Origin of the sequence: Salinispora tropica CNB-440 (assembly GCF_000016425.1) — a bacterium.
Classification (GTDB): Bacteria; Actinomycetota; Actinomycetes; order Mycobacteriales; family Micromonosporaceae; genus Micromonospora; species Micromonospora tropica.
In genome coordinates this window covers 3,384,676-3,401,849 of the sequence record NC_009380.1, presented here as the reverse complement: position 1 = coordinate 3,401,849, position 17,174 = coordinate 3,384,676, and the positions used below count along the sequence as shown (strand labels likewise).

The 17,174-nt window shown below is 68.0% G+C and carries 13 protein-coding genes; 7 read left to right on the top strand and 6 right to left on the bottom strand.

Annotated features, from left to right (window positions below; genetic code table 11):
* The first annotated feature begins 113 nt into the window (after nucleotides 1-113).
* On the top strand, nucleotides 114-1,502 hold the full coding sequence (locus STROP_RS14885) for an MFS transporter (protein WP_043535407.1): 1,389 nt from the start codon (nucleotides 114-116) through the stop codon (nucleotides 1,500-1,502).
* Between the two features lie 125 nt (nucleotides 1,503-1,627).
* Here the strand turns inward: STROP_RS14885 and STROP_RS14880 are convergent, their stop codons facing one another.
* The gene (locus STROP_RS14880) at nucleotides 1,628-2,545 is read right to left on the bottom strand and encodes an oxidoreductase (protein WP_012014186.1); all 918 of its coding nucleotides are present in this window, start codon (nucleotides 2,543-2,545) and stop codon (nucleotides 1,628-1,630) included.
* A gap of 237 nt (nucleotides 2,546-2,782) precedes the next feature.
* Entirely contained in the window at nucleotides 2,783-3,757 is a 975-nt protein-coding gene (locus STROP_RS14875) for an alpha/beta hydrolase family protein (protein ID WP_012014185.1), read from the bottom strand.
* A 358-nt stretch (nucleotides 3,758-4,115) separates the two neighbouring features.
* On the opposite strand from STROP_RS14875, the gene STROP_RS14870 reads away from it, so the two are divergent.
* Genes STROP_RS14870 through STROP_RS14860 form a run of 3 tightly spaced genes read left to right on the top strand, consistent with a single transcriptional unit; the run spans nucleotide 4,116 to nucleotide 6,547 of the window.
* Complete coding sequence (locus tag STROP_RS14870) at nucleotides 4,116-5,444, top strand: MFS transporter (RefSeq protein WP_012014184.1); 1,329 nt, start codon at nucleotides 4,116-4,118, stop codon at nucleotides 5,442-5,444.
* 44 nt (nucleotides 5,445-5,488) lie between these two features.
* Nucleotides 5,489-6,124 (top strand): TetR/AcrR family transcriptional regulator, encoded by a 636-nt coding sequence (locus STROP_RS14865; protein ID WP_026275228.1) that lies wholly within the window; start codon nucleotides 5,489-5,491, stop codon nucleotides 6,122-6,124.
* A 33-nt stretch (nucleotides 6,125-6,157) separates the two neighbouring features.
* Nucleotides 6,158-6,547 carry a hypothetical protein gene (locus STROP_RS14860; protein WP_012014182.1) on the top strand — a complete coding sequence of 130 codons (390 nt, stop codon included), beginning with the start codon at nucleotides 6,158-6,160 and terminating at the stop codon, nucleotides 6,545-6,547.
* 63 nt (nucleotides 6,548-6,610) lie between these two features.
* On the opposite strand, the gene STROP_RS14855 is transcribed toward STROP_RS14860, so the two are convergent.
* A complete protein-coding gene (locus tag STROP_RS14855) occupies nucleotides 6,611-8,017 on the bottom strand; it encodes a chitinase (RefSeq protein ID WP_012014181.1) in 1,407 nt (468 codons plus the stop codon).
* A 154-nt stretch (nucleotides 8,018-8,171) separates the two neighbouring features.
* Between STROP_RS14855 and STROP_RS14850 the strand changes: the two genes are divergently transcribed.
* The gene (locus STROP_RS14850; protein WP_012014180.1) at nucleotides 8,172-9,566 is read left to right on the top strand and encodes an MFS transporter; all 1,395 of its coding nucleotides are present in this window, start codon (nucleotides 8,172-8,174) and stop codon (nucleotides 9,564-9,566) included.
* 35 nt (nucleotides 9,567-9,601) lie between these two features.
* Here STROP_RS14850 and STROP_RS14845 read toward each other — a convergent pair whose 3' ends face one another.
* Nucleotides 9,602-10,540 (bottom strand): alpha/beta hydrolase, encoded by a 939-nt coding sequence (locus STROP_RS14845; RefSeq protein WP_012014179.1) that lies wholly within the window; start codon nucleotides 10,538-10,540, stop codon nucleotides 9,602-9,604.
* A gap of 456 nt (nucleotides 10,541-10,996) precedes the next feature.
* Between STROP_RS14845 and STROP_RS14840 the strand changes: the two genes are divergently transcribed.
* The gene (locus tag STROP_RS14840; RefSeq protein WP_012014178.1) at nucleotides 10,997-12,385 is read left to right on the top strand and encodes an MFS transporter; all 1,389 of its coding nucleotides are present in this window, start codon (nucleotides 10,997-10,999) and stop codon (nucleotides 12,383-12,385) included.
* Between the two features lie 69 nt (nucleotides 12,386-12,454).
* On the opposite strand, the gene STROP_RS14835 is transcribed toward STROP_RS14840, so the two are convergent.
* The gene (locus STROP_RS14835; protein WP_187151628.1) at nucleotides 12,455-13,426 is read right to left on the bottom strand and encodes a glucosyl-3-phosphoglycerate synthase; all 972 of its coding nucleotides are present in this window, start codon (nucleotides 13,424-13,426) and stop codon (nucleotides 12,455-12,457) included.
* A 162-nt stretch (nucleotides 13,427-13,588) separates the two neighbouring features.
* Nucleotides 13,589-15,493 (bottom strand): anthranilate synthase family protein, encoded by a 1,905-nt coding sequence (locus STROP_RS14830; RefSeq protein ID WP_012014176.1) that lies wholly within the window; start codon nucleotides 15,491-15,493, stop codon nucleotides 13,589-13,591.
* A 234-nt stretch (nucleotides 15,494-15,727) separates the two neighbouring features.
* Between STROP_RS14830 and STROP_RS14825 the strand changes: the two genes are divergently transcribed.
* Nucleotides 15,728-17,113, top strand: coding sequence for an FGGY family carbohydrate kinase (locus tag STROP_RS14825; RefSeq protein ID WP_026275230.1), 1,386 nt, complete (start codon nucleotides 15,728-15,730; stop codon nucleotides 17,111-17,113).
* Nucleotides 17,114-17,174: the final 61 nt, after the last annotated feature.

The following is a 17,174-nucleotide window of genomic DNA, read 5'->3' as shown; positions in this document are numbered from 1 at the left end:
GGTGACCACCGTACGACTTGCCTGGTTGGCCGTGTACGGCGGGTTGTCGACTGGGATTTACCGAGTCGGACGGAATAGATAAGACATTACCGTATTAATGGTACGGTTTTGGTGTGTCGTTCCGCCCGCGCCTTCCTCGGCTGCCGGGCCGTGGTGTCGGGTCGGTGGGGGGCGGCGGGCGACCGCGGCGCAGGCTGACGTTGGTCGCGGCCGCCGCGGGTATCTTCCTGGTGCAGTTGGATTTCTATGCGTTGAATCTGGCGTTGCCGTCGATGGCGGCGGAGTTCGGTTCCTCCACCACGGATTTGCAGTGGGTGATCAGCGGCTACATCCTGGCCCAGGCGGCGTTTCTCATCCCGGGTGGCAAGCTCGGTGACATCCTTGGTCGTCGGCGCATGCTTGTCGTGGGTTTGGTGATTTTCGGGGTGGGGTCGCTTGGTGCGGGTCTGGGCCCTGATCCGCCGATCGTGATTGCCTTTCGGGTTGTGCAGGGAACGGGAGCCGGGATCGTGTTCCCGCTTGCCTTGGCGGTGATTACCGAGGCGTTCCCGGGGCGGCGGGCGAAGCGGGCGATCGGTAGCGCGTACGGCATCGGGGCGGTGGCGCTGGCGATGGGGCCGTTGCTCGGTGGCGGGGTAACGGAGTTGATCAGCTGGCGAAGCGTGTTCCTGGTGAACGTGCCGTTCTGCCTTGTGGCGATCGTGGCCGCCCTCGCCTGGGTTCCGGAGTCGCGTGACCCCACGGTGTCGCGTCGGATCGACCTGGCGGGTCTGGTCGTGGTGGTGCTGGGGATTGTGGCGATCACCGTGGCGGCGGACCGGATGAGTGCCTGGCGACCGGTGGTGGCCGCTGGCCTCGCTGTCGGTGGGCTGGTGCTGCTGGCCGCGTTCGTGCTTCGGGAGCGGGTGGCCGAGAGTCCACTGGTCCGGCTGGATCTATTCAGAAACGCCAAGTTCGTGGTGGTGACTCTGATGGGGATGGTCGCCAACGTCTCCTTCGTGGTCACGATCTTCGCCACGACCATCTACCTGCAGCAGGTTCGGGGCTACTCGCCGTTCGTCGCGGGCCTGGCGGTCCTCACCGCCTCGATTGGCGGCGGCGTGGCCGGTCCGTTCGCGGGTTGGCTCAGCCAACGGGTCGCGGTGCGTCGGTTGATCGCCGCCGCCATCCTGGTCGGCGCGGTCGGTCTGGTCGTGGTGGCCTTGGGTGGGCAGATCGGGCTGTATCTGCTCGGTCTGGCGGTCGCCGGGTTCGGCTACCGGATCGGGTTCACCCTGACCAACCTGGGCACGCAGGCCATAGTCCCGGCCGAGCGGGCCGGCGAGGCATCCGGGGTGACGCTCTCGATCCTCCGTGCCGGTTCGGGTATCGCGGTCGCGGCGGCCGGCACGCTGATCGAGCAGGGCGACCTCGCCACCGGCATCACGCGGGTTCTCCTGGGGATCGCAGTCGGGAGTGCCGTGGCCGCTCTTGTCCTGTCCAGGATGTTCCGGGCTGGCTGACCTGCCCCACGGCGTGGCGGCGGGAGCGCCTCCACCGGGGGCGGCGTCACGGTGTCAACCGACCTCTGTTCGGACGACGGGTGGGGTGCGTCCGGCATCGTGTCTTCCCGGCCGCCTCGGCGTGCTCACACCGTGAGCGCGACACCCGTCTCCCGTTCAGAGACCTGCCACAGCGTGTGGATCGCGGCGTCGGCCCCCGGACGCAGGATCGGTAGCCGGACGGCGTGGCCGCGGTTGCCGAACCGCGGGCCATAGAACTGGCCACCACGGGCGTGCGGGTCGGTGGCAGCGCGGATCTGGGGCATTGCGCCGTTCGCGACACCCATGCCGGTGTGCCGGGTGATCCAGGCGAAGAAAGAGCCCATCCAGCCGCCGCCACCCTGCTCAACGGTGTGGAGCTGTAGGTCGCTGCGGGTCAGGCCCGGGTGCGCGACGAGGCTCTGAGCGTTCACCCCGGCCCGGTCGAACTCCTGCTGCAAACCGAGAGCGAAGTGGTAGTTGGCGAGTTTGGACTGGCCGTAGGCGCGCCACGGTCCGTAGGTGCCGTTCAGGTGCGGATTGTTCGGGTCCACCGGGCGCCCGAAATGGTGGGCTGTCGACGTCACGGTCACCACCCGAGCGGCGGGAGCGGCCAGGATCGCCGGCATCAGCAACGCCGTCAACGTCCAGTGTCCGAGGTGGTTGACTCCGAACTGCATCTCATACCCGTCGGTGGTCCGGCGCTCCGGCATTGCCATCAGCCCGGCGTTGTTGACCAGGATGTCGACCTGGTCGTGCCGGGCCAGGATCTTCTCGGCGGCCTTCCGCACCGACGCCTGTGAGCCGAGATCGAGCTCGACCAGTTCCAGGGACGCGGTCGGGGTCTCCTCCCGGATCTCCTTAACCGCCTTTGTTGCCTTTTCCTGATTACGGACCGCCATCACCACGTGCGCGCCCCGGCTGACGAACACTTTCGTGGTCTCCAGCCCCAGACCGCCGTTCGCGCCGGTGACCACCGCCGTTCTGCCGGTCAGGTCTGGCACCAGGTCGCGGGTGTATGTCATGGCCCCTCCCCTTCTGTTTGCCGTCCCCGTCCCGCGACCTTCGGTTCACACGTCAGTATTGCGTACAACCGTCGACCCACCACGGCGAAACCGGTCAGAGAGCCGGTGGTGGCGACGATACGGCCACTTCCTTCGGTCACGGTCCGGGTGGATGCCACCAGCATGGTCGAGCTGCGGCGTGCTGGCCACACCGAACATCTGGCGGCAGAAACCGGCTTGCCAGGTAGCGCGCCGCCCCTACTGCGCGGGCGTTGACGTGGATTCGACCCGGCCGATCGGACTGGGCCTGCTGGTCAGTTCGTCCTGCGCCTCCTGCCAGGCGGACTCCCCAGGGTAGAGGGTGGAGCGGAGGTAGGCGCAGGTGAGCCGCTGGACGACGGCGACCCGCTCGGGGCTTTCGTCCGTGGTCTCGGCCACGTCGTAGCCGGAGACCCCACCAAGTCCATGCCCCGCACCGAACAGCGTGACCAGGGACTTGGGGCCGGGGGAGAGGAGGTAGGGATCGGTGTGCCATTGCGGGCCTCGCACCGTCAGGTGGGTAGAGGCATCCTGGTCGCCGGCGACCACGAGTGCGGGCGTCGTCATCGTGGAAAAGTCGGTGGTGGAGAAGAAGGGATAGTTCTCGACCACGAAGTCGGTGAGGGCGTCACCGCCTCTGCCCGGCGCGGCGAGCAGCACACCCGCCGTGATCCGGGGTTCGGAGAGGTCTACCTCCGTCCCGTCGTGCGGGTCGGTCAGCCGGGCGCCCAGCAGCAGGCTCGCGGTGTGTCCACCCATCGAGTGCCCGGCCACGGCGACCCGGTCTCGGTCCAGGCGCCCGCGCAACTGCCCGACGGCGGCCTCGATCTGGTCGAGCTGGTCGAGGATGCGCTTCATGTCCTCGCCCCGCGACCGCCAGTACAGGGGGGCCTCGGGACTGTCCGGATCCAGGTTCAGTGTCCTCGAGTTCAGGTGGGTGGGCTGAATGACGACGAAACCGTGCGCCGCCCAGTAGTTCGCGAGCGGGGCGTAGCCGTTCAGCGAGGACAGGTGGTTTGAGGGGCCGTGTCCGTGCGAGAGGAGAATGATCGGTAGCTCGTCTCCGGCCACGGGCGCGGAGACCCGCAGATGCAGGTCCACGGCGCGGCCGGGAGCTGGCAGCACCACCGGACTGACGGACAGGACAGGTGCAGGGGCGTCGAACGTGTCGTTCGACTGGGTCGGCTTATTCATGTCGTCTGGTCCCTTCGGTCGATCACTGCTCCGGTTCGTGTGAGCCGGGGTGGGCAGCGCTCCGTCGACATAAGCGGAACGCTGTTCCGAATCAACTATACGGAACAGAGTTCCGCTTCGTCAAGTGTCGGCGACTCCCGTCACGGGGTGGGGTGGCGGGCGAAGCTCCGGCCGGCGGGGTGTCGCCGGCGGCCGAAGGCGGTGTGGCCTCCTCGAGCGGCCTCGGCGGCGATGGTTACGATAATGCAATTACGTTGGATTCCTCGTTGCATCAACCTGGCAATAGCAGCATTGTCGCATTCAGTATCCTTCGGTAGCCTTCCGGGAGGGGATTTTCCAGAAGGGTTGTCGATGTTTCGTGCGTAAACTGCTGAGCAATGGCACCTATCGTTGGCTTTTCGTTGCCCAGGTAATTGCCCTCATCGGCAGTGGTCTGGCGACCGTGGCGCTCGGACTGCTCGCCTATGATCTCGGGGGCGCGCGGGCCGGAGCGGTCCTCGGGACCGCGCTGACGATCAAGATGGTCGCGTACGTGTGCGTGTCGCCACTGGTAGGAGCGGTGTTGGACCGGGTGCCGCGGGGCGTGGTGATGGTGGGCGCAGACCTGGTCCGATGTGGAGTCGTCCTGCTGCTGCCGTGGGTGGATGCGATCTGGCAGGTCTACCTGCTCATCGCGGTGCTGCAGGCCGCCTCGGCCACCTTCACGCCCACGTTCCAGTCGGTGCTTCCGGATGTCGTTCCGGATGAGGGTGACTACACGAAGGCGCTCGCCGCGTCACAGTTTGCGGTCTCCCTGGAGAATATCGCCAGCCCGGTCATCGCCGCCGCGTTGTTGCTCGTTCTGACGTTCACGGATCTGTTTGTGGGGACGGCGGTGGGGTTTTTCGTCTCCGCGTTGTTTGTCACCGCGGCAACGGTTCCCAGAGCGCGCCGTAGCAGCCGCATCCGGTTCTCCGAGCGCTTTTTCGCCGGGCTGCGTGTATTCGCGGCCACGCCACGGCTACGGGCGGTCCTGGCCCTGAACGTGGTGGTCGCCGGCTCCGGCGCCATCACCCTGGTCAGCACCGTCAACGTGGTACGCGACCTGCTGGACGCCACCGAAGCGCAGGTTCCACTCCTGCTCGCCGTCTCCGGCCTCGGCAGCATCGCGGCGGCGATCGGCGCACCGCTGCTGCTGCGTCGGCGACAGGATCGAGGGACGCTGTTCACCGGCACTGTCACCGCTTGGCTGGCCCTGGCCGGAGCGCTGCTCCTGCCGACGGCACCGTCCTGGCCGTTGGCGATCGGTGTGTGGCTGCTCATCGGCTTCGCCGGCGGCCTGATTGTCGTCACGGTCAACCGGGTGCTGCGCGCCTCGTCGGCGGTCGCCGACCGGCCAGCGTTGTTCGCCGCCCAGTTCTCTCTGTCGCACCTCTGCTGGCTGGTCACCTACCCCCTCGCCGGCTGGGTTGGCGCGTGGGCTGGCTTGACCACGGCGTGGGCGCTTTTGGCGAGCCTGGTGCTCGTGGCGGGACTCTCCGCCCTCCGGCTCTGGCCCGCCGGCCTCCCCGAAGTCTTCCGGCACCGGCATGACGGTGCCGCTGACCGCGCGCACCTGGCTGATGCCGAGTGGGATGGAGCGGCGTGGGTGCACACCCACCGAGTGACGATCGACGTCAATCACGCTCGGTGGCCCCAGCCGGCGTGAGTAGCGGCTGAGACTATAGTGATCATTGTTATGGCTGGACATTAATCAAACGTTCGTTTAGCGTGTCGAGTGTGTCCGATGAACCGCGGCCGAGAGGCGACAAGGCCTCCACAAAGAGTCGCATCCGTGATGCCGCTATCACTCTCTTCGCTGATCAGGGCGTGGCGGCCACGGGGGTCCGTGCCATAGCGGCGGCAGCCGGCGTCCACCCATCCCTGATCATTCACTACTTCGGCACGAAGGACGGGCTACGGGTGGCCTGCGACAAGCATGTTGCGGCCTTCGTGCGTGAGCACAAGCAGAACGTGATGAGATCGGCCGGAAGGTTCGACGTGGCGGAGCTGCGCGACCTGGGCGAGGGGCCGCCGCTGATGCGATACCTGGCCCGGACCTTGGTTGACGGCTCCCCACACACGGCTGCCCTGGTAGACGAGATGGTCAATGACGCGGTCGACTACCTCTCTGAAGGAGTCGCGTCGGGCCTGGTCCGACCGACCGAGCACCCCTACGAACGGGCGGCGCTCCTCGCGATCTGGTCCCTGGGCGCACTCGCGCTCCACGAACATGTGCAGCGGCTGTTCGGCATCGACCTGACCAACCTCGATGGTGCGGCGGCGGTGGAGTCAGCCTACGGGCGCGTCGCGTCGGAGCTCCTCGGTACCGGGATTTTTCGCACCTGATCAGTTGCTACTCACACCCCTGAGGCGGCGGACATGGACCTGACCCAGACGCTCGGAAGAATCCTCTCGCTGTATCTGTTGACCTCCGGAGTCGCATTTATCGTGGCTACCCAGTTCTACCTGCGACTCACCCAGCGGGCCGACCGGTCAGATCTGATGGCGGTGAATATCTCCGGCATGGTGCATCTCCTCGTCGGCTTCGGCGTACTGGTCACCCACTTCGAGTGGGGTGGCGTGGCTGAGGTACTGGTGACCCTGCTGGGAGTCTTCTTCACCCTTCGCGGCATCAGCTACTACTGGATTCCCCAGTTGGTCCTTCGGCCGGCGGAACAGGGGCGTGGGTCAGCGCAGGGGCTTCGGGTGTTGGGGGCTGCCTTCATCGGCTACGGCGCTGTCCTGGGCTACTCCAGCTTCTTCGGCTGAGCCGGTACGGGAACGCGTGACCGGTCGGCGCCGCCATATTCGGCGGCGCCGACCGGGTATCGGTCAGGGCAGGGTGTCCAGGTGGGGGCCGACGGTCTGGGCGAAGTTGTCGCCGTTGGTCACGTCCCAGTTCACCGACCAGGTCATCGCGCCCCGTAGCCCCGAGTAGGTGCGGGGTGGCTGGAAGCTGCCGCAGCTCGTCCCCCTGGTCAGGCAGTCCAACGCGGCGTTGACCACGCTGGGTGCGACGATTCCCCCACCGGCCGCCCCCGGGCCGGCGGGCAGGCCGAGCCCGACCTGGTCTGGCCGCAGCCCCGCCTCCAGCTGGATGCAGGCCAGCGCGACGATGAAGTTCACTGTTCCCTGGCTGTAGGCGAACTGCTGGTCGCAGCCGAGCATCGCACCGGAGTTGTAGAACTGGGTGTTCACCACCGTCAGGATGTCCTGGATGTCGAGTGCCAGCTTGAAGTAGCTGGTGGTCGGGTTCTGCATGTCGATGGTTTGCGGTGCCATCGCGATGATCAGCTCAGCACCAACCTGGGCCCGCAGGGACCGTAGGGCCTGCGCCATGTAGGTCGGATTGAGGCCGTTCTCCAGGTCAATGTCCACTCCGTCGAAGCCGTACTGCTGGATCAACGCGTACACCGAGTCGGCGAAGGCGACTGCGGAGGCCGCGTCGTTGACGGTGACCCGTCCGGTCTCGCCGCCGACCGAGATGATGACCTTTCTGCCCTGGCCCTTGAGTGTCCGTACGTCGGCGGCGAAGTCCGCGTCGGTGTAGCCGCCCAGTGAGGCGGACAGGCCCGGGTCGACGGCGAAGGTCACCTCGCCGGGGGTGGTGGTCGCCTCGGCGAATGCGACGGCGACCACGTCGTACTCGGCGGGGACGTCCCGCAGGCGCAGCTCGACCGCAGGGTTGTCGAAGTTGTGCCAGTAGCCGGTGAGGATGTGCGCGGGCAGGTCGTCATTCGGGGGAGTGGTGGTGGTGGGGGGTGGGGTGGTCGGTGGCGTGGTCGTGGGCGGTGGGGTGGTCGGTGGGGTAGTGGTGGGAGGCGGTGTGGTGGGAGGCGGTGAGTCGCCGCACGCCGCGCCGTTGAGCTGGCAGTTGGTCGGTGATCCGGGCCCGCTGCCGATGAACCCGAAGGAGACCGAGGCACCGGGTGCGATGGTGCCGTTCCAGGACTGGTTACTGAAGGTGAACCGCTGGCCGGCGGAGTGCAGCAGTGCCTCCCAGTAGGTGCCGACCGTCGTGCCGATCGGCAGGTCGAACGCGACGCTCCAGCCGGTCACGGCGCTGCTGCCCCCGTTGGTGATCGTGTACTTACCCTCCCACCCGGTGCTCCAGTCGGAGACCTTGGCGAAGGTCGCGGTCGGACCGGCGGCATACGCCGGCCTGGCCACCCAGGCCGCGCCGAGCGCGACGGTCAGCATGGTGACCAGGGGCAGGATCAGGGACTTGGAACGCTTCATGGGACCCTCCACGCCCAGACAGGCATCTGTCGATAGCTACGTCATCACACCCATCTATTATTAAGATTATTAACTATTTGTGTCCAGAGCGTTTGTGTCGCAGTGGTTGCACGCGACGTACAGGTCCCGGAACAAAGAAGACATTTTCGTATTAATGGTATGGTTCGGTGTGTCGTTCCGTCCGCGTCTGCCCCGGCCCCACGGCCAAGGTGGGGCATCGGCGGGGGATGCGGGCCGACCGCGGCGCGGGCTGACCCTGCTCGCGGCCGCTGCATGTATCTTCCTCGTGCAGCTTGACTTCTATGCGTTGAACCTCGCGTTGCCGTCGATGGCGGCGGAGCTGGGGACGACCACCACCGATCTGCACTGGGTGGTCAGTGGCTACATCCTGGCCCAGGCGGCGTTCCTCATCCCCGGTGGCAAGCTCGGCGACATCCTCGGTCGTCGGCGCATGCTGGTTGTCGGCTTGCTTATCTTCGGAACGGCGTCGCTCGGTGCCGGTCTGGGCTCCGATCCGCCGACCGTGATTGCCTTTCGCGCCATACAGGGGATGGGTTCGGGCATCGTGTATCCCCTCGCCTTCGCGGTGATCACCGAGGCGTTCCCGGGGAAGCGGACGAAGCGGGCGATCGGCAACGCCTACGGCATCGGGGCGGTGGCGCTGGCGTTGGGGCCACTGCTCGGCGGCGGAGTCACCGAGTGGCTCAGCTGGCGAAGCGTGCTCCTGGTGAACGTGCCGCTCTGCGTGGTCGCCATCGTTGCCAGCGTCGCCTGGCTACCCGAGTCGCGTGACCCCACGGTGTCGCGGGCGATTGACCTGGCTGGTCTGGTCGTGGTGGTGCTGGGGGTCCTCGCGATCACCGTGGCCGCCGACCGGATGAATGCCTGGCGACCGGTGGTGGCCGCTGCCCTCGCTGTCGGTGGGCTGGTGCTGCTGGCCGCGTTCGTGCTTCGGGAGCGGGTGGCCGAGAGTCCACTGGTCCGGCTGGATCTATTCAGAAACGCCAAGTTCGTGGCGGTGACTCTGATGGGACTGGTGGCCAACATCGCCTTCGTGGTCACGATCTTCGCCACGACAATCCATCTACAACAGGTCCGGGGCTACTCGCCGTTCGTCGCGGGCCTGGCGGTCCTCGCCGCCTCGATCAGCGGTGGAATCGCCGGTCCGTTCGCGGGTCGGCTCAGCCAACGGGTCGCGGTGCGTCGGTTGATCGCCGCGGCCACCCTGGTCGGCGCGGTCGGCCTGGTCGTGGTGGCCTTTGGCGGGCAGATCGGGCCGTATCTGCTCGGTCTGGCGGTCGCCGGGTTCGGCTACCGGACCGGGCTCACCCTGACCAACCTGGGCACGCAGGCCATGGTCCCGGCCGAGCGGGCCGGCGAGGCATCCGGGACCACGCTCTCGATCCTCTCCGCCGGCTCGGGTGTCGCGATCGCGGCGGCCGGCACGCTGATCGAGCAGGGCGACCTCGCCACCGGCATCATGCGGGTTCTCCTGGGAGTAGCGGTCGGTAGCGTTGTGGCCGCGATGCTGCTGGTCCGGATCCCCTGACCCGCCTGACCATGCTGCACAGGTTAGGGAACAAGCTAGAGCTTGTCTGCGAAAAACTGGGCCAGTTTCGAGGCGGCATCGTTGACGTAGGGCTGGCGGTCGTAGAGGGTCATGTGGTTGGCGCCGTCCATGAGATACAGCGACTTGTCGGTGCTCGCCGCCCGGGCGTGGGCGTCCTCGGTCATCCACTTCGAACCGTCCTCGCTGCCGGCGATGAGCAGCAGCGGCTGAGTCAAGTACACCTCGGCCTTGTGGAAAGCGTCGTAGGTGATGATCTGATTCAAACTACGGGTTGTCATGAAGCCCGGGGCATTCGGATGCGCACCACGCGGCGTGTGGTAATACTCCCAGATCTCCTCCTCCTCCGGGTTCTGGGCATCCTGCTTGCGCATCGGCGCGAGAGGGTATCGTTCTCTTTCCGCACTACTCGCGTCATGGATGCGTGCTCCGGCCCCCTGCGCGAGCGCGGACCCCGCATCAGCGTCGGCGCCGGACCCGTCCCAACCGTTGCGGAACATCTGGCCGATATTGACCATGCTTACCGTGCCAACCGCCTTGATGCGTGGATCGTTGATCGCGGCGTTGATGCTGTACCCGCCGCCGACGCAGATGCCCATCGCGCCGATCTGGTTGTTGTCAAGGTAGGGCAGCGTGGTGAGGAAGTCGATGACGGCGCTGATGTCCTCGGTACGGATGTGCGGGTTTTCCAGCTGCCGCGGGGTGCCGGTGCTCTCGCCCTGAAACGAGGCGTCGTACGCGACCGCGACCAGCCCACTCGCCGCGAGCTTGCTCGCGTACAGACCGGCGGTCTGTTCCTTGACACCACCGCCGGTATGGGAAACAACGACCGCGGAGTGGGTCGTACCTGTGTCAAACTCCGAGGGCAGGTGGACGATGGCGGCGAGAGTGGTTCCGTACCCGTTGCGGGTCTCGATCGACACCGCCTCGGTCGTGGGGGACTGGGTCCGAGGCATGAGACGTATCCTTCCGAAGTGGAGATGGTGGGACGGACCGGGAGCGCCGTGGGGGCGCGACGACCACGGCAGCTATCTGCTTTCAATCAATGATCCCGGAACAGATCGGGCTTCGTGTTTCTATCAGAACCTATCTATTGCTGAATTCGTCAACGGCGTTGACCTGGTGTTGTAGATCGCGTCAGGCCGTCCTTCGGTACTCGTTGATCACGCTTGTCGTGCATCGCCCGGTCGTCGGTGGTGTTGTAGTTGCCAGTGTTCGTCGGCATCTATGTCATGACGCTTTTTGTTAAATACTATTAACTATTTGTGTTCAGGGCGTCCGAGCCGCGTCGGCCGGGAGCCGCGACGCAATCCCTCCGCCCTCGGCATGGTGGCGGTGCCGCAGGGTGTCCTCTTGCCGGAGCCGGACGGAACAAGGGAGGTTGTTTTCGGGCAAATGCTAGGTTCTTGGGTGTGTCGTTCCGCCCGCGCCTTCCTCGGCTGCCGGGCCGCGGCGTCGGGTCGGTGGGGGGTGGCGGGCGGCCGCGGCGCAGGCTGACGTTGGTCGCGGCCGCCGCGTGTATCTTCCTGATGCAGTTGGATTTCTATGCGTTGAATCTGGCGTTGCCGTCGATGGCGGCGGAGTTCGGTTCCTCCACCACGGATCTACAGTGGGTGATCAGCGGCTACATCCTGGCCCAGGCGGCGTTTCTCATCCCGGGTGGCAAACTCGGTGACATCCTTGGTCGTCGGCGCATGCTTGTCGTGGGTTTGGTGATTTTCGGGGTGGGGTCGCTTGGTGCGGGTCTGGGCTCCGATCCGCCGATCGTGATTGCCTTTCGGGTTGTGCAGGGAATGGGATCCGGGATCGTGTATCCGCTTGCCTTCGCGGTGATTACCGAGGCGTTCCCGGGGCGGCAGGCGAAGCGGGCGATCGGTAACGCGTACGGCATCGGGGCGGTGGCGCTGGCGATGGGGCCGTTGCTCGGTGGCGGGGTAACGGAGCTGATCAGCTGGCGAAGCGTGCTCCTGGTGAACGTGCCGTTCTGCCTTGTGGCGATCGTGGCCGCCCTCGCCTGGCTTCCGGAGTCGCGTGACCCCACGGTGTCGCGCCGGATCGACCTGGCGGGTCTGGTCGTGGTGGTGCTGGGGATTGTGGCGATCACCGTGGCGGCGGACCGGATGAATGCCTGGCGACCGGTGGTGGCCGCTGCCCTCGCTGTCGGTGGGCTGGTGCTGCTGGCCGCGTTCGTGCTTCGGGAGCGGGTGGCCGAGAGTCCACTGGTCCGGCTGGATCTATTCAGAAACGCCAAGTTCGTGGTGGTGACTCTGATGGGGATGGTCGCCTACGTCGCCTTCGTGGTCACGATCTTCGCCACGACAATCCATCTACAACAGGTTCGGGGCTACTCGCCCTTCGTCGCGGGCCTGGCGGTCCTCGCCGCCTCGGTCGGCGGCGGCGTGGCCGATCCGTTCGCGGGTCGGCTCAGCCAACGGGTCGCGGTGCGTCGGTTGATCGCCGCCGCCATCCTGATCGGCGCGGTCGGATTGGTCGTGGTGGCCTTTGGCGGGCAGATCGGGCCGTATCTGCTCGGTCTGGCGGTCGCCGGGTTTGGCTACCAGATTGGGTCCACCCTGACCAACCTGGGCACGCAGGCCATGGTCCCGGCCGAGCGGGCCGGCGAGGCATCCGGAGTGACGTTCACGATCCTCTCCGCCGGCTCGGGTGTCGCGGTCGCGGCGGCCGGCACGCTGATCGAGCAGGGCGACCTCGCCGCGGGCATCATGCGGGTTCTCCTGGGAGTAGCGGCCAGCAGTGCGGTGGCCACGATGTTGCTGGCCCGGGTGCCCCGATTCACCTGACCGCGCTCTGCCTTTGCCAGAATGGGCCACCCCGACTCGCACGACAATCGGGATGTGTCATCAGCCGTACTACCGGCGCGGCACCAGGTGCCGCAACTCCCGCAGGGGTGCACGTTCCTGTACCGAGACGTCGTTGACGACGATCTCCCGGTCGAGGTTGGGCAGGTCCTCCGAGTCGCCCCGGCGGAACTGGGCCAGCAGGGTCGCTGGGCTGGTTCCCGGTACGGCCCAGCCCTGCTGCTGCAACCGTGCCCAGACGGTGAGCATGATCTGTGCGGACATCCGGCCCAACGCCTCGGTGTCCTGGTGGCGGTGCTTCCGGATGCCGAGGTCAACCTGGGACAGCGCGTCCAGGCCGACCAGCTCCAGCAGGTCAACCAGCATGGCCGTCTCCACCCCGTAGCCGGTGACGAACGGCAGCTGTTCCAACACATGACGTCGACCGGCGTATTCGCCAGCCAGGGGCTGCACGAAGCCGGCCAGCTCCGGCCAGAAGAGGTTCAGCAGCGGCCGGACCATCAGCTCTGTCACCCGCCCGCCCTCATTGTCCTCCTCGGGGCCGGACTGGTCTTCCAGCGGTCGGTGGTAGAAGCCCTTGACGAAGTCGACCGACCGGTCGGTAAGTAACGGGCCGAGCAGGCCCCGCACGAAGTGTGGCCGGAATTCGCGCAGGTCAGCGTCGACGAAGGCGACCAGGTCACCGTCGGTGGCGGCCAGGCCGGCCCAGAGCGCGTCGCCCTTACCCGCGAGCCGAGGCAGACCCTCGGTCATCTCGTCCTGGCTGATCACCTCCGCGCCGGCGGCCCGGGCCACCTCCGCAGTGCGGTCGGTGGACCGGGAGTCGACCACGACCAGTTCGTCAACGAGGCGAACCTGCTCCATCAGGTGTTCGCGGATCGTCGAGACGATCGCCCCGGTGGTCGCCTCCTCGTTGTAGGCGGGTAGCACCACGCTGACCCTGTTCTCCCCCTTCGCCTCCATCAGCCGCTCGGTGTGCCAATCCTGCGCCGATGACGTCCGACATTTGGTCCAGGTGTCCACGACCGGTGAGACGGCCGCCTTCGTATCCCGCACTGGCCCCCCAATCCTGGTGGAACGCGCCGGTGGACTTCCCCTTGTACGTGGGGTTAACCCGGGCGAGGTTCCGGGGCGGATCAGGCGGGGGAGCGTCGTCGTGACTCGGTGTCACCACGACCATCGCGGCTAGTGCGCACTGGCGGTACTCGGCGCGGGCAGCAGGTCGCCCAAGAGGTCGGCGAGGACATCCACGCCGTCCGGGCTGAGTACCGATTCGGGGTGGAACTGAACCCCGGCCACGGCGGCGCCGCGCAGTGCGTGTACCGCGCCGTTCGCGTCGTCCCGGGCCACCTCCATCGCACCGTACGGGGTGTGCAGGCGGTCCGTGTCCGCTCGTGCGGTGAACGTCGAGTAGAAGCCAACTCGCCGCTGGACGCCGAAAACTCGTACCTCCCGCTGCAGCCCCTGGTACGGGGCGTCCCGCCGGTGCAGGGGCAGCCCGAGCAGACCGCAGAGCAGCTGGTGGCCGAGGCAGACCGCGAGGGTTGGCTGGCCGGTGGCGAGGAGCTCGGTGAGCAGCCCGCGCAGCGCCACCATCTTCGGCTGGGTCAGCTCCGACGGGTCGCCGGGCCCTGGGCCGACCACCACCAGGTCGTATCCGTCGTGTGGGCCGGGCGAGTCCCACGGCCGCACGTCCACGGTGAGACCGAGCGCCCGTAGCTGGTGGGCGAGCATGCCGGTGAAGGTGTCCTCCCCGTCCACGACCAAGGCCCGGCGGCCGGTGAGCCCGGGACAGCCGGGGGAGTCCTGCGACCGTTGGTCCAGCCAGAACCGGGCCAGCGGCGCGTTGCGGGCGGCCAACGCCGCGCGTACCGCTGGGTCGTCGGCGAACGGGGGCACCGTCCCCGCGGCTGCTTCTGGCGCCTGTGGGCCGAGGCCCAGCGCGGCGAGCACCGCGGCGGCCTTGGCGTGTGTCTCCGCGACCTCCCCGGCGGCGACCGAGTGTCGGACCAGGGTTGCCCCGACCGGTACCCGCAGCTCGCCGGCGGGGGAGAGCTCGGCGGTACGGATCAGGATCGGGGCGTCGAGGGTTTGCCCGCCGGTCGCGTCCCGACCGAGCAGCGCCAGCACCCCCGCGTAGTAGCCGCGCCCGGTGCGTTCGTGCCGCGCAATGACCCGGCACGCGTTCTCCATCGGGCTGCCGGTCACCGTGGGGGCGAACATGGTTTCCCGCAGCACGTCGCGGACATCCTTCGAGCCCCGACCCGCCAGCAGGTACTCGGTGTGGGCGAGGTGGGACATCTCCTTCAGGTACGGGCCGACCACCTGGCCCCCACCCTCGGCCACGGAGGCCATCATCTTCAGCTCCTCGTCGAGGACCATGTACAACTCCTCGACCTCCTTCGGGTCGGCGAGGAAGCGCAGCAGGTCGGCCCGGTCAGCGGTCGCACCGGTGTGGCGGAAGGTGCCGCTGATCGGGTTCATCAGGACCAACCCGTCGTCCACGCTGACGTGTCGTTCCGGGCTCGCCCCCACGAGTGTCCGGGTGCCGGTGTGTACGACGAATGTCCAGTAGGCGCCGCGTTCGCGCAGCAACAGCGAGCGCAGCGCCGTCAGCGCCGCCCGCAGTGGCGCACCCTGCACGGTGGCGTGCAGGGTGCGGCGGATGACGAAGTTGGCGCCCGCTCCGTGGCCGATCTCGTCGGTGAGGACCCGGTCGACGGTCGCCGCGTACTCCTCGTCGGAGCTGTCGAAGCCCGTATTCTGGGTGACCACCGCGGCATCCGGCAGCATCTCCAACGCCGCCGGGAGGTCGATCTGTTCGTGCTGGTCGATGACCAGGCACTCCAGGGGGGCGCCGTCGTCGACGCAGGCGAAGCCCCGCTCGACCACCTGCCGGTAGGGCACCAACGCGAGGGTGGCCGGTCCCGGTGTCCCGGTGGGCAGTGGGATGTCGGCGAGCCGTTCCACCACCCGCACCGACCCGGTGTAGAGGTCGAGGTGGTCGGCGCCCTCGCGACGGACGAGCGCGAACGGGCCGGGGTCGGTGCTGGCCGCGACGGCGGCGAGTAGCGGGGGAAGGTGGGTCATCGGGTCTCCTCGGTTCCGGTGCCACCCGACGGGGCGCCCGGTGCCGGTCCGAGACCGATGGCCGCCTCGATGGGCGGCCGCGTGAAGCTACGCGCGTAGTGTGGCCGCCGGGTCGGCGGGCCACCAGCGGTGCAGGTGCGCGAGCATGGGCACACCCTACGCGGTCGTCGCGGAGGGCGGAAGCGTGTGCTTCAACCTGCCAGGCCGACGACCGGGCGGATAACGTGTCCGACGATGACGATTCTCGCGCTGGACCTGGGTACCTCCTCGGTACGTGGCCTGGTGCTCGACGAGGCAGCCCGGCTGCTGCCCGGTGCGTTGGCTCGGCGGCGGGTGAACCTCGCTGTCGGCGAGGACGGCGCCGGCACGCTGGATGCGCAGGGCTACCTCGCCTGCCTGGGGCAGTGCCTGGACGAGTTGGCCGCTGACGGGCATTTGGACGGCGTCGAACTGGTGGCGGCCTGCGCGCAGTGGCACTCGGTGGTCGCGCTCGACGCCGACGGCACCCCGGTCGGCCCGGTGCTCACCTGGCTGGACACCCGACCGACGCCGGTGTCCGGGCATCCCGGACCGGCCGACCCGGAGGAGTTTCACCAGCGCACCGGCACCTGGTGGCATCGCTGCTACTGGTCGGTTCGGTTGCCCTGGCTGCGGGCGCGAGTCGGTGACCACGCCATCCGCTTCGCCGGGCTGGCCGAGTACGCCCTCAGCGTGCTGCTGGACCCGGTCCCCATGTCGGTGTCGCAGGCCTCCGGCACCGGCCTGCTCGACCTCGGCACGATGGAATGGGACCCGGAGGCGTGTGCGCTGGCCGAGACCGGCCCGGGGGAGTTGCCGGAGTTGGCGCCGGTGGGCTGGCATGGTCGGCTGCGCGCGGAGTACGCGCGCCGCTGGCCTCCGCTGGCCGGGGCGCGGTGGACGGCCCCGATAGGCGACGGCGCCGCGTCAAACGTTGGTTCGGGCTGTGTTGATCCGGGACGGGCGGCGATTACGGTGGGCACCTCGGCGGCGGTCCGGGTGGTGCGGGCCGTCGTGCCGGGGGAGCCGTTGCCCCGGCTGGCACCGAGCCTCTGGCGGTACCGGGTTGACCAGCGGCACATCGTCACCGGTACCGCATACTCCGCCGGTGGCAATCTCTTCGCCTGGGCCAACCGGGAGTTGCGGCTCCCCGACCGGGCCGAGCTGAACGCGGCCCTGGCCCGGGTGCCCGTCGTCGGTGGCGGGCCGGCGGCGAACGTCTGTTTCGGGGGCGACCGGCCGCCCGGACTGGCTCTGGCGGGTTCCGGAGCGGTGAATGGCCTCGGCTTCGGCACCACCGCCGTGGAGATTCTGGCCGGCCTGATGCGGGGGCTGAGTGAACTGGTCGCGGTGGACCTGGCCGTTCTGGAGTCCGAGCTGGACTCGCGACCGGTCGAGGTGGTCCTGGGTGGCGGGGCGATGGTGGCCTCCGAGTGGTGGCGCCGGGCCTTCGCCGTGGCCCTAGCTCCCCGGCCGGTCTGGCATCAGCGGAACCCGGAGATCGGCGCGATCGGCGCGGCGCTGGTGGCACTCGGTCGGATCGGTGACGCGGCCGGGGTCGCCGATCTAGACCGGACCGGCGAGCTGACCGCTCCTTCCTGACTTCCGCGCCACCGGCTCCGTTGAACTGCCCTCGACGTGGGGCGTGCGCCGTGCCCCGCGG

Bases quoted from the DNA above. Each gene is read 5' to 3' on its own strand.
- STROP_RS14880 (WP_012014186.1), bottom strand. From the start codon at position 2,545: ATGACATACACCCGCGACCTGGTGCCAGACCTGACCGGCAGAACGGCG.
- STROP_RS14875 (WP_012014185.1), bottom strand. From the start codon at position 3,757: ATGAATAAGCCGACCCAGTCGAACGACACGTTCGACGCCCCTGCACCT.
- STROP_RS14860 (WP_012014182.1), top strand. From the start codon at position 6,158: ATGGACCTGACCCAGACGCTCGGAAGAATCCTCTCGCTGTATCTGTTG.
- STROP_RS14855 (WP_012014181.1), bottom strand. From the start codon at position 8,017: ATGAAGCGTTCCAAGTCCCTGATCCTGCCCCTGGTCACCATGCTGACC.
- STROP_RS14850 (WP_012014180.1), top strand. From the start codon at position 8,172: ATGGTATGGTTCGGTGTGTCGTTCCGTCCGCGTCTGCCCCGGCCCCAC.
- STROP_RS14845 (WP_012014179.1), bottom strand. From the start codon at position 10,540: ATGCCTCGGACCCAGTCCCCCACGACCGAGGCGGTGTCGATCGAGACC.
- STROP_RS14830 (WP_012014176.1), bottom strand. From the start codon at position 15,493: ATGACCCACCTTCCCCCGCTACTCGCCGCCGTCGCGGCCAGCACCGAC.
- STROP_RS14825 (WP_026275230.1), top strand. From the start codon at position 15,728: ATGACGATTCTCGCGCTGGACCTGGGTACCTCCTCGGTACGTGGCCTG.